At 59.9% G+C, this 12,271-nt stretch carries 11 protein-coding genes; 6 read left to right on the top strand and 5 right to left on the bottom strand.

What is annotated here, in order from left to right:
• Nucleotides 1–174 precede the first annotated feature (174 nt).
• Nucleotides 175–1,281: a chlorophyll synthase ChlG gene (gene chlG / locus NW839_RS06190; protein ID WP_414352183.1), complete on the top strand. Its 1,107-nt coding sequence runs from the start codon at nt 175–177 to the stop codon at nt 1,279–1,281.
• A 184-nt stretch (nt 1,282–1,465) separates the two neighbouring features.
• A complete protein-coding gene (locus NW839_RS06185) occupies nt 1,466–1,927 on the top strand; it encodes a hypothetical protein (RefSeq protein WP_414343398.1) in 462 nt (153 codons plus the stop codon).
• A 396-nt stretch (nt 1,928–2,323) separates the two neighbouring features.
• Here the strand turns inward: NW839_RS06185 and NW839_RS06180 are convergent, their stop codons facing one another.
• The 4 genes from NW839_RS06180 to NW839_RS06165 form a co-directional block, all read right to left on the bottom strand.
• Nucleotides 2,324–3,712, bottom strand: a complete 1,389-nt coding sequence (locus tag NW839_RS06180) for an MFS transporter (RefSeq protein ID WP_414352185.1) — start codon at nt 3,710–3,712, stop codon at nt 2,324–2,326.
• 79 nt (nt 3,713–3,791) lie between these two features.
• On the bottom strand, nt 3,792–4,532 hold the full coding sequence (locus NW839_RS06175) for a Uma2 family endonuclease (RefSeq protein WP_011432178.1): 741 nt from the start codon (nt 4,530–4,532) through the stop codon (nt 3,792–3,794).
• 40 nt (nt 4,533–4,572) lie between these two features.
• A complete protein-coding gene (locus tag NW839_RS06170; protein WP_414352184.1) occupies nt 4,573–5,958 on the bottom strand; it encodes an aspartate ammonia-lyase in 1,386 nt (461 codons plus the stop codon).
• A gap of 41 nt (nt 5,959–5,999) precedes the next feature.
• On the bottom strand, nt 6,000–6,266 hold the full coding sequence (locus NW839_RS06165; RefSeq protein WP_414332053.1) for a hypothetical protein: 267 nt from the start codon (nt 6,264–6,266) through the stop codon (nt 6,000–6,002).
• Nucleotides 6,267–6,559: 293 nt separating this feature from the next.
• Here NW839_RS06165 and infC point away from each other — a divergent pair, with 293 nt between their 5' ends.
• The 4 genes from infC (at nt 6,560) to raf1 (ending at nt 10,938) form a co-directional block, all read left to right on the top strand.
• A complete protein-coding gene (gene infC / locus NW839_RS06160; RefSeq protein ID WP_414352182.1) occupies nt 6,560–7,117 on the top strand; it encodes a translation initiation factor IF-3 in 558 nt (185 codons plus the stop codon).
• Between the two features lie 15 nt (nt 7,118–7,132).
• Complete coding sequence (gene bcp / locus NW839_RS06155) at nt 7,133–7,597, top strand: thioredoxin-dependent thiol peroxidase (protein ID WP_011432174.1); 465 nt, start codon at nt 7,133–7,135, stop codon at nt 7,595–7,597.
• Between the two features lie 126 nt (nt 7,598–7,723).
• The gene (locus tag NW839_RS06150) at nt 7,724–9,670 is read left to right on the top strand and encodes a serine/threonine-protein kinase (protein WP_414352181.1); all 1,947 of its coding nucleotides are present in this window, start codon (nt 7,724–7,726) and stop codon (nt 9,668–9,670) included.
• A gap of 164 nt (nt 9,671–9,834) precedes the next feature.
• Nucleotides 9,835–10,938 (top strand): RuBisCO accumulation factor 1, encoded by a 1,104-nt coding sequence (raf1, locus tag NW839_RS06145; protein ID WP_414352180.1) that lies wholly within the window; start codon nt 9,835–9,837, stop codon nt 10,936–10,938.
• Nucleotides 10,939–11,012: 74 nt separating this feature from the next.
• Here the strand turns inward: raf1 and proB are convergent, their stop codons facing one another.
• The gene (proB, locus tag NW839_RS06140) at nt 11,013–12,128 is read right to left on the bottom strand and encodes a glutamate 5-kinase (protein WP_414352179.1); all 1,116 of its coding nucleotides are present in this window, start codon (nt 12,126–12,128) and stop codon (nt 11,013–11,015) included.
• Between the last annotated feature and the right edge of the window lie 143 nt (nt 12,129–12,271).

The raw sequence follows: 12,271 nt of genomic DNA, 5'->3' as shown, positions 1-12,271 counted from the left end.
TCATCAAAGCGCATTCCTCCCGACACTGACCCTACGGGTACAGTGCGGGGCTCCTGCGATTTCTAGCTGACTTTAAACTTTCTGACTCTTTCCTCTTGTTTGAGCAATCCGGCTAGGATGTCTCAGAATGGGGGTGGTTATCCCCGTTATTGCAGTTTGATTGCGCATCCCACCATGAGCGAAAAGATCCCTCAAGATCCCTCCTTGCCGGAAGTGGCGGCTGAGATGGCCTTTGCTGCAGAGCCCAGTTTAGAGGAGGTAGGAGCTACTGCGGAAGAAACCACCCCAGACTCGGATCCCGGCAAGGGATCCCCTGGCACCGGCGGGTCGAATGCGCAGCGTGTCCGCCAACTGCTGGGCATGAAAGGGGCAGAGGTGGAGTCTCGCTCCATTTGGCAGTTGCACTTGCAACTGATGAAGCCTGTCACCTGGATCCCTTTGGTGTGGGGTCTGATTCCGGGGGCGGCATCTTCCGGTCACTTTACCTGGACTTGGGAGAATGTGGCTCTCATTTTGGTGGGCATGATTCTGGCGGGCCCCCTGATGACGGGCTATACCCAAACGGTGAACGAATACTACGACCGCGAGATCGACGCCATCAACGAGCCCTACCGCCCGATCCCTTCGGGGGCCATCTCTCTGCAGCGGGTGGTTATCCAAATCTGGGTGCTGCTGATCTTGGGGTTGGGCTTGGCCTATGCTCTGGACTGGTACACCGGCCATGACTTCCCGGTGATCACCTGCATTGCGCTGGCAGGAGCCCTGATTGCCTACATCTACTCGGCGCCGCCCCTGAAGCTCAAGCGCAACGGCTGGCTGGGCAACTACGCCCTGGGCGCCAGCTACATCGCCCTGCCCTGGTGGACAGGTCACGCCTTGTTTGGCGAGCTGAACTGGACGGTCTGCATCCTGACGCTGATCTACAGCTTGGCCGGGCTGGGGATTGCTGTGGTCAACGATTTCAAAAGCATCGAGGGGGATAGGCAGTTTGGCTTGGCCTCTTTGCCGGTGATGTTCGGGGCGATGGGGGCCGCTTGGATCTCGGTGCTGATGATCGACCTGTTCCAGTTCGGCATGGCCTCGTTTTTGCTGGGGGCGGGCCTAAAACTTTACGCGGCCCTTTTGGTGCTGCTGATCATCCCGCAAATAACCTTCCAAGATATGTACCTGCTGCGGGATCCTTTGAACAACGATGTGAAATACCAAGCCAGCGCGCAGCCCTTTTTGGTGTTGGGCATGTTGGTGGTCGGGCTGGCGTTGGGCCGCTCGGGGCTGTGGTAGTCGAGCCGACGGCAAAGTGCCCATCTTGGCAACAGAGGTGACGGCTTCCGCCCTGGGTTCGGCCCGACATCTGGGCCAAGATCAAGTCAAGATCAAGTTAAGTTGAGCCAGGGATCCATCCCCTGCAAGGATCGTTGGCGGATCCCTGGAAGCTGTTATGGCCCTGGGCCAAAGGAGATATCTAATGAAGCTGTTGTTTCCCCTCCAACTCGGCCTAAGCCTGGCTTTGCTCTTGGGGCCGCTGGCCGTCTCTCCCGCCCAAGCGCAGCGGATCGTCATCGACGGGCGGGGGATCGTGGTAGAACCCAGCACAGGTGGCTCGGTGATCCTCAATCCCGACCAGCCGGTCTTTTCTCCAATCTTGCCCTCTGCAGTTCCTTTTTCCATCGATGAAGAAGGCAAGATCGTCTCTGCCCCTGGCTACCGCTGCAGTGCGGCTACTGCTGCCGACAACTCCCCCATCATCTGTCGCTCCCAGTTCAACCGCAACGACGTGGTGGTGTATGAGCGGGACGGCCAATCCAACACCTTCCTTGTGAACATCGACAACACGGTGACCCGGCCCTCCGGCAGTGGGCTGCGGATTGTGCCCAACCCTGAACCGGCGACTCCCTCGGGTAGCGGCCTGCGCATCATCCTAGACTGAGGGCAGGGATCCCTTCACCTCTTGTCCAGTTGCAACCGCAGCATTTGCTCTGCATCCTAGAGAGGTTTGGCGAAGAAATAGCCCTGGCCATACTCGCAGTTCAACAGCCTCATTGGTGCAGTCGCTGTAGGGTTTCGATCCCCTCGGCAGTGACGTCCATTCCCAGGCTGCGGGCCAAGGTGATGATCAGGCAATGGTCTCGGCATTTTCTTCATTCGGCCCCCAGCGCGAGATGAAGGAGTGATCGATTTTCAGGCCATTTTTTCAGGCCATTGATGAGGTAATCCTGCAGGCCCCTGAGAGAGGAGTAGCCTGGGCCGAAGATCAAAACCCCCGCAATTGCGCCAGTTGCTCTGCCGCTAGAAACCGTAGCCTATTTTGCCGAAAATCGGCGATCTAAGGAGATTTTTCCGTGCTGAGGCGGGATTCTTGCCGCTTTTCCTCCAATTCCATCAGGATCTGCTGATGACGCTGCCGGGTGATTGGGTAGAACCACACCAGCAGGATCCCGCCGATCAGGGCCACCGCCGGTAAGGGGCCGATGGCAATGCGGATGGCCAACAAAGCCGATTCCGGCTGGATGGGCAGGGCCTCTCCGGCCACCGAAGGCACAAAGCCGGCCCAATCCAGAGCTTGCCCTACGAAAAACAGTCCCAGCGCCAGGCCCACCTTTTGTAAGAAGACCATAAAAGCGTAGAAGATCCCCTCCCGCCGCTCCCCGGTTTGCAGCTCATCCAGGTCGATCACATCCGGCAACATCGACCAAGGGCCGAGATAGGCTGTAGCAGAAACCCCAATGCCGGCCAACAGAGCCAGCCCAATCATGATCCCCTGCTGCCCGGGCTGGAGAAAAAACAGGCCTGCCTGCGAGATCAGCCAAAACCCCGCCCCAATGAGGTACATGGTGCGCTTGTCCAGATGGGTGCTCAGTTGGGTCCAACCGAACAGCGTCAGCACTGCGATCCCCTGTACCGCCAGTACCACCAAGGAAATCCACACCTCCGGCAGGCCCATCCAGAAGACGATGAAATAAGGGATGATTGTGGCTGTGAACTGAAACGCTAGCCAAGAACACAGGTAGATGCCGCTGACAAACAGGTAGGGGCGGTTGCTGAAGGCCACCCGCAGTTGTTGAACCAGGGGCATGGGATCCCGTTGGGATGGATACCGTTCTCGCACCCCCCAAAAACAGATCAGCAAGGGCACAGCCGAGATCACTCCAAAACAGGCTCCGGCCAGCAGATGGCCGGCAGCCCGATCCGGCAGCAGGTTGACCAAGAGCGGAAAGGTAACCACCGCAACCATGCTGCCCCCTACAGAGAAGGCAAAGCGGAATTGGTTGAGCTGGGTGCGCTCGTCGTAATCCTGGGTCAGCTCCGCGGTCAGGGAGGCGTAGGGAATATTGGCCGCAGAGTAGAAGGTATTGAACAAGAGCGACACCGCCAGGTAGTAGGCAAACAGGGGGCCAATCCGACCGGGAAAAGGGATCCACCACTGGGCCAGGAACGTGAGGCCAAAGGGGAGGGCTGCAAACAGCAGCCAGGGGCGGCGACGGCCCCAACGGGTGCGGGTGCGGTCGCTGAGAATGCCGATGATGGGATCGTTGATGGCATCCCAAAAGCGAGTGATGGCGTAGATGCTGCCGGCCAAGCCTGCTGCCATGCCAACGGTATTGGTGAGAAAGGGCAGCAGGAAAAAGATGAGGATGTTGGCCGTCATGCCTGTGCCCAGATCCCCCACCCCATAGGCCAGCTTCGTCCACAAACTGAGTCGCTGTCTGGTCATCATGTCCCCCTGGAATTCCAGGATTCCAGTGTAGGGGGTAGGTGGAGATTTCTTTTTTGGGGATCCCTGGAAAAGCTGATCAAAATTCAGGGTCTTCTCCCAGTTCCCGTAGCCGCTGGGCCAGTCGTTCGGCTCGGGAGCGTTCCAATTCTGCCCGCTGCCGTTCCAATTCAGCCCGTTGCCGTTCCAATTCAGCCCGCTGCCGTTCTAGTTCAGCTCCCGTAGGCAACAATTGCCCTGCCCTATCATACCAGCGCACCCAAAAGCGTTCTCGCCCCTCGTAGGATCCCCACCACCGACCGATACTCAAGTCCAAATCGGGCAACAGAATTGGGGGATGTTCTCCAGCGCCTGAGCCGGGGAGCAGCTCATAGTGTCCGCCCTGGAGTTGATAAACATTCAGCTCATCGGTCTCTAGCTCGAAGGTGACGTAGTAGGGGATCCGCAGCCGCCTTTCGTAGAGCTGGAATTTGGCTTGTCCGGGTTTTTCTTCCCCCTGGTCGTTGCAGATGATCTCCAAGATGAGAATAGGCAAGATATTCCCTTCATCCCAAACCACATAACTTTTGCGGGCAGTGCCATCCCGCCAACGGGGAACCCCCAGCACCAGAAACAAATCTGGAACAATGACCTGCCGGGGTAGGGCGTAGTAAAGGCCCATATTGCAAGCCACAAAAAAGTCTTGCCGATCTGACCAGTGCAGCAGCAGCGGTTCCCGGAGGAGGGGGTATTGGCGGCCTTGATCCTCGTTGTCCAAGGGGGTGTCGTCTGTATCGGGCAAGTCGTGCTGGGTGGGCCAGCGATAGGGGGCGATGGTCATGGCCAGGCAGGAGCAGTATGCCTCCACTGTAGCGAATGGGTTAGGACTGCATTTGGCTCATCGCCTCCAGATCCAGCACCTTGGCCACCTGTTCCGGGGTCATCAAGTTGCGCTCTAAGACAATCTGCCGAATGGACTGGCCGGTTTCCAAAGAAGCCTTGGCCACTTCTGCAGCTTGCAAATAGCCGATGTAGGGGTTGAGGGCGGTCACCAAAGCCAGCGTCCCTTCTGCGTAGCCGCGGCAGCGCTCCGGTTTGGGGGTGATGCCTTGAATACAGCGCTCGGCAAAGACCCGCAGGCTGCTGTTCAGAATCTGCAGGCTGTGCAGGAGGTCATAGGCAATCAGGGGCATCATCACGTTGAGCTCAAATTGCCCCGCTTGGGCTGCGAGGGTGATGGCGGTATCCAGCCCAATCACCTGGAAACAGACCATGTTCAACATCTCGGCTATCACCGGGTTGTACTTGCCAGGCATGATGGAAGAGCCGGGCTGCACCGGCGGCAGTTGGATCTCCTTCAGGCCGGTCTTGGGGCCAGAATCCATCAGCCGCAGGTCGTTGGCCAGCTTGATGCCATCTTGGGCCAGGTTGCGCAGGGATCCCGACAGATGCACAAAGGGGGCCATGCTCTGCATCGCCGCCATGGGGTGGGGAGCAGGGGTGAGGGGCAACTGGGTATACTCTGCCAGCCGTTGCACCACCTTTTGCCGGTACTGGGGATGAGTGTTGAGGCCGGTGCCGACGGCGCTTCCCCCCAGCCCCAAGCTGCACAGGGCCTGGCTGGCCTCCTCAATCCAGCGACGGTGTTGGGCAAAGATGGCCGCGTAGGCGCCGAAGCTATCCCCCAGCCGCACTGGCACCGCATCCTGCAAATGGGTGCGACCGGCCTTGAGGATGCCGCGAAACTCTTGGGCCTTCTGCTCCAGCGCCGCTACCAAATTGTCCAGCGTGCCCAGAAAATCCCGTCGCACCCGCAGCAGGGCAGCCAGACGAATGGCGGTGGGGATGACATCGTTGGTGGACTGGCCGTAGTTGACATGGTCGTTGGGGCTGACCCGCTGGTAGCAGCCTTTGGGTTCCCCCAGGATCTCCAGAGCGCGGTTGGCCAGCACTTCGTTGACGTTCATGTGGTGGGAGGTGCCCGCCCCTGCTTGGTACACATCCACCACAAACTGATCCCGCAGGGATCCCTGGAGGATCTCATCCGCCGCCTGCACAATCGCCTTGGCCACCTCTGCCGGAATGCACCCCAACTCCCCATTGACCTCTGCCGCCGCCTTTTTAATCAGCACGCAGGCCTCCACATACTCTGGCAGGGGCTTGAGGCCGCTGATGGGGAAGTTCTCCAGGGCACGGGCGGTCTGGATGCCGTAGTAAACCGACTGGGGTAGTTGCCGCTCCCCCATTGAGTCTCGTTCGCTGCGCACCTCAGCCAAGGCTTTTCCTCCCCCGTTCGCGGATCCTTGGGCTAGCTTCCGGCAGCCTTCTCTGAGGGTGTCTCGACGGCTGCAGATAAGTTTTGTAAAGTAGCCTGCAACTGCTGGCTGAGGCGCTCGTTGTTCTCTGCCAAGACCAACACCATGGCCGCACAGGCCAGATGCACCCCCGCTCGAAATTCTGCCGAAGACTTGTACTGGATCAGCGCTTCGCTATCCCCTTCCCGCGGGCTGAGGATGAGCTGAACCGACTTTTGGGCCAACTCTGTCAGTTCCCGTTCCGTTAAACCGAGCTGCACCGCTTCTGCCCTCCCTGCTGGCCGACAAACAACCCTCGATCCTGTTCAAGATCGCCACTTTGGTATCCTACCGCGGCCTGGCAGGATCCCCAAGTGAGCGGGCCTTGACAACGCTTGACGGCTCTAGAAAGAGACGGAAAATGCCGGTTAGTATAGGTGCAGCCTGCCTTCGCCTGCGGGCCAGTGGCCGACTTTGATTGGAGAGTCCAAACTCAGGGTTCGGCACTGCTCCGAAGGGGGCTAGTCCTACTTAGCATTTGTCTTGTGTTGTTATTTCGTTGAGAGAGGAAAACTTGACCGTAGAGCATCCACCTGACCGCTTCCCCCGCAAGCAGCGCGCAGAGCTGCCGGCTATCAACGAGCGCATCCGCTTCCCCAAAATCCGCCTTATCGATACCGACGGCACTCAGTTGGGGATCATGAGCCCGCGCGAAGCCCTGCGCCTGGCAGAAGAAAAAGATCTGGACTTGGTCTTGGTGAGCGAAAAGGCCGACCCGCCCGTCTGCCGCATCATGGACTACGGCAAGTTCAAGTTTGAGAAGGAGAAGAAAGAACGGGAGGCCCGCAAGAAGCAACACACTGCCGAGATCAAGGAAGTGAAGTTTCGCTACAACATCGGCGAGCACGACTACAACGTGCGCCTGCGCAGCGCCCAACAGTTCTTGGGGGATGGAGACAAGGTGAAAGCCACGGTGATGTTCCGCGGTCGTGAGGCCCAGCACGCCGAGTTGGGGGAAGAATTGCTGCACCGCTTGTTCAAAGACTTACAAGAAGTGGCGGAAATGCAGCAGCCCCCCCAAAAGGAAGGGCGAAACATCACGATGATTCTCTCTCCCAAAAAATCGGTCTGAGGAGGGATCCCACCCATGCCCCTTGCCGTTGGGGATCCGGCTCCGGAGTTCACCCTGCCCGATGCCGAGGGCAATCCCATCAGCTTGAGCCAGTTGCGGGGACAGCGGGTGGTGCTCTATTTTTACCCGCGGGACAACACCCCCGGCTGCACCCAAGAAGCCTGCGGCTTTCGGGATGCCTACGCTGACTATCAAGCCCACGGCATCGCCATCTTGGGGGTGAGCGCCGACGATGCCCGTTCCCACCAAAAATTTGCCCAGAAGCTGCAACTGCCCTTCCCCCTGTTGGTGGATGAGGGGGCCAAGGTGGCCAGGGCTTACGGGGTCTATGGGCCGAAAAAGTTCATGGGCAAAGAGTACAACGGCATTCACCGCACCACTTTTGTTATTGATCCGGAGGGGAAGATCGAGGCCGTTATCACCAAGGTCAAGGTGGAAACCCACGCAGCGGAGCTGCTCAAGCAGTTGACCGGCTCTTAGGCTTTCCGGTGGGAGTTCGGCAGACCTGCTGCTGGGCTCGTTGTTCTGGAACCTGAGCCAAGACGGGAACGAAAAGAGCAAAAAAAGATGTAAAGTGCCGGTATTGATTCCTCGTGGGCTAGGGCCGTGTCCCGACGCAGCCGTACCCTCAAGTCGATTCACGACAGCTACCAAATGTTGGGTTTGGCCGGCCAAGGGCAGTACGGGCGTGTATTCTGTGCCCGTCCCCGTCAAGGAGGAGACCTGGTGGCCCTGAAGGAGCTGCCGGCGGAACGCTTTCCCACCCAAAATCTGCTGCGGGAGCTGCGCCATCTGCTCACCCTCAACCACCCCAACATTACCCGCTGCTACGCCCTCGAACATGCCCGCGAAGGTCGCTACCTGGTGTTGGAGTACTGCGAGGGAGGCACGCTGCGGGAGCTGATCGACCAGGTGGAGCAAGGGCTGTGGCTGCCGGTCAAGCAGGTTTTGGGCTTTGTGGATCAGATTTTGGCCGGGTTAGATCATGCCCACCGGCAGGGGGTGATCCACTGCGATGTCAAGCCCGAGAACATCCTGCTCAAGCCCACGCCCCAGGGCTGGCAACTGAAGCTGACAGACTTTGGCATTGCCCGCCACTCCCAGCCTCTTCCCGATGAGATCAGCGCCACCGGATCCCCTGCCTACATGGCCCCGGAGCGGTTTTATGGCCAGTTCAGTCCCGCTTCCGATCTCTACGCGGTGGGGATCATCCTGCTGGAGCTGTTGACAGGCCGGCGGCCTTTTTCCGGATCCCCCGGCCAGTTGATGCACGCCCACCTCAACCAGCCGTTTGTCTGTCCCGAAGGGATCCCTGCCCCGCTGCGGGAGGTGCTGGAGATAGCCCTACGCAAGTTGCCCTTGCGGCGGTTCCGCACTGCTGCCCAAATGCGGTCGGCTTTGGCGGTGGTTGCCCAAGAGTGGCAAGAGCCGGCCAGTTGTTGGGTTGGCCCTCGCCTGCCCAGATGGCCGCCCCCTGGGGTACAGGTTTGGGATCTGCCGGATCTGGGCTCTGTTGACACTGGCGGGATGGGGTTCCTGGCCGAGCAAAAGTTCTGCATCTGCGAGGATCCCAGCGGCTCCAGATCCCCGCTGCTGTTGCGGGTGACCCCCCAGAGGCTGGAATGGCTGGAGCTCCAGAACCTTGCCCTGGGATCCCCTGCTTTGGCCCGTTTTTCCCTGGACGAGCCAATTTGGGCGGTGCTGCCCTTGAACACCTTCCCGGAAGCCCTGGCCTTCTCCCGAAGCAGCCTTTTGCACCTCAGCCCCAGCCGCATCCGCACCTTGCTCAGCTTTGAGGAGGATTGGCAGGCCACCTGGCTGGCAGAGCGACAGGAGCTGGTCTGGGCCACCGCCCAAGAGTTGGGGGCCGTACAATGGCAGCCGGCCACGTCGACAGGAACACAGCCTTTCCCCGATTCCCGCTGCTATTTTCGTTGGCCTTGGCAGGGATCCCTGTCCCGCTTGCTGGCCCTCTCGGAGCATCTGGTTTTGTTGACAGGTGTGGGGCAGCAGTGGGTGGAGATGAGCCTCTTGCCCTATCCCCAAAGACTCGGTCCTGCTGTCGCGACTGGTTTGCCTCTGCAGACGGGATCCCAGCCCGTTCGCCATCGCCTGCCCTTGGATCCCGAAGGGATGGTGATCAGCCTGGGGGAACGGTTGCTCTTCGCGGCAACAGATGGGGGCAAGGAAGGCCAGCAGGATTTCTGCCCCTATCTCCACTCGGTGCAGGTGAATCCGCTGCGGGTGCGCCGCTGGTTCTTGAAAGGGCAACCTGTCCAGATGGCCAAGGCCCCTTGGGGCGTGCTGCTGCTGTGTCGAGATGGGGAACAATCCACTTCCCTCTGGCTGTACAGTGAAAAAGGGGATCCCTTGGCCCAAGTAGCTGTGCCTAACGGCTCACAGGTGTTGCAGGTGGGCCAAAGGGGCAAGATTTGGCTGCAAGTGCCCAAAGCAGAAAAGCCCCCCCAGTTCCAGCTTTGGCAATTGGATCTGAACTGCTTGCCGGTAAGTGGACAGCCTTCCCAGGTGATGCTGTGCGACCCAGCGATCTAGAGTTTCGCCAAGGACTCCGTCCCGCTGTCGCGACCGGACTCGGCCAGAACCGCTATCAGCCCTAAGATCAAGTTTGAAGATCAAGTTTGGCCAGATGCCCGGCCAGCTCTGCTGGGCTGTGGACCAGGGGAGTGGTGATCTGTCCAGCCTGTTGGAGAACAAGCATGAGTCAGTATCTGCCGGAACCTGCTGCTGTGGAGGAGGATCCCAGCTTGTTGGTAGAGCGGCTGCGCCGCAAAGAGGGCCGGTGGCTGGATTGGGCCAAGGCCTGTCAAGCTTTGCAACGACAGAAAATGACTCCCCAGGCCATCTTCGAGGCAACCGGGTTTGAGCCCATTCACCAAAACCAGATCCTTGTTGCGGCCCAAGTTTACGAAGGGATAGCCAAAGCAGGAGCCAGCCCAGCAGTTCTGGAGCATTTTGCCCACAAAGGTAGCGATATCCTCTACGAGTTGCGCATTCTCTCCCCACAGGATCGGGTTCGGGTGGCGGAATTCATCTTCAGTCGCCATTTGAATGCCGCTGATGCTCATGAGATCGCCCGCGCCGTGAAAAATTATGCCCAGCTCCAACAGCTTCCGGAAGGGTTTACGGATCACCCCGGCGATGCGGTGGCCTATCAAGCCTGGCGGACGGCCCAGCAAACCCGCGATCTGCAGGAGCGAACTCGCGCTATCGGTCGAGCGTTTCAGTATGTCCACAGTGATACAGCCCGCCGACAGGTGGAGCAGCTTTTGTCTGCAGTTACTGCTGGCTCCCGATCCCAACGTAGCGTTTTGCCCAAGCTGTCGGTGTTTCGCCTGGAAGAAGATCTGCCGCGCCTGCTGCCGGTGGCCGGATCCCTGCCTCTTGCAACTGCCGCCTGGGAAGGGATCCCCCCCAGCGAGCCGCAAGGGCCCTTTGGCTGGGTCAACAGCCCGGCGGAGCAGACTTGGATGGCCTTGCCTGCTTGGCCGGTGATTCAAAAGGCCGGGGATCCGGTGATCCTTCAGGTGGAAAACCGGCTTTTGGGATCCCTGTTGGGTTTGCCGGTGCCTGCCGGTGAAGAACAGGATCCGGTTTTGCTGGTGGTCGATCGCGCCGCTCGGGTTTGGGAGGGAGCTCAGATGGCGGGATTTTTCCTGGTGGATCGGGCCGGATCCCTGGCGGTGGAGTGGATAGAAGACTCGCCCTCCTCTCCCCTGTTGGGCCAGGTGCTGATGGCCGTGCGCCCCCCGCGGGTTTTCGATGAGGTGCTGGCTCAGGATCCCTGGCAGTTGGAAGAATAGGCGTTGGGATCCCGCCGTTGTAGCCATTCGTGCTAGTGGTGCAGAGCACCGCGCCTGGACTCGCCCCCATGGCCTCAATTGAGCAAGGCCAAGTTATCCCGGTGGACGGCAGTATCAACCCCTTCGTAGCCCAGGATGTGAGGGATCTCGGCAGTTTTTTTGCCCTTAATCTGCCGCAGCTCCTCGGCGCTGTAGTTCACCAGGCCCCGCGCCACCTCCTGGCCGCTGGGATCGCACAGGCGCACTGCAGCCCCCGCCTCAAACTCCCCAGAAATGGCTGTGATCCCTGCCGGCAACAGCGAGCGCCCTTGCTCGCACACCGCTCGTACCGCCCCCTCATCCAAAGTCAAAGATCCCTCGGGGATGAGGCCGTAGGCAATCCATCGCTTGCGGGCGCTGGCGGGCTGAGGAGCCGGATCAAAGCGGGTGCCGATGGCCTCGCCGGCCAGAATTGCCGGGATCTGCTCAGGCCGTTTGCCATTGGTGATCACCACCGTTACCCCTGCGGCTGTAGCAATTTGAGCAGCGGTCAGTTTGGTGGCCATGCCGCCGGTGCCCCAGCCGCTTTTCCCCTGGGCTTCGGCCTTCACCTGTAGCGGGATCCCGGGCAACACCCGCTCAATGGGCTGGGCAGAGGGATCTCGGTTGGGGTCAGCCGAATAGAGCTTGTCCACATCGGTGAGCAGGATAAGCCACTTGGCCTGCACCATGCTGGCCACTAACGCCGAAAGCGAGTCGTTATCGCCGAATTTCAGCTCCTCCACTGCCACCGTGTCGTTTTCATTGACGATGGGAATAACCCCCATCTGCAGCAGTTGGGCAAAAGTGCGATTGGCGTTCACGTAGCGGCTGCGCTCCACCAGATCGCCGCGGGTGAGCAGCACTTGGGCAATTGGCTGGTTCAGAGCCGAGAAGAGGTCATCGTAAAGGCGGATCAACCGCCCCTGTCCCACCGCAGCCACCGCCTGCTTCTCGGCAATAGCCGTCGGTCGTTGCCGCCAGCCAAGGCGAGCACAGCCCACCCCCACCGCCCCAGAGGAGACCAAGATCACCGCATACCCCTGCCTGCGCAGGTGGGTCAGCACCTCCACCAGCGGCCCCAACACCGAAAGACGCAACAAGCCGGTCTGAGTATCTGTCAGGCTGGAGGTGCCGATCTTCACCACCACCGTCACGTCTGTTGTTGCCATCGCCGCTCTCAACCCATCCTCCCACCCCTCTATTCACCATAGCGCCACCATAGCGGAGTCAAGACGCAGCTGTATTGACCAAAAGGCGCGGCAAGCCCCGTCCTTCAGGGCGGGGAAGGATAGCGCCGACCGTAGCCGACGCC

The organism is Synechococcus sp. R5-15 (assembly GCF_047462035.1).
Classification (GTDB): Bacteria; Cyanobacteriota; Cyanobacteriia; order Thermostichales; family Thermostichaceae; genus Thermostichus.
The sequence above is the reverse complement of the archived record's forward strand: the minus strand, read 5'-3'. Positions and strand labels throughout refer to the sequence as shown.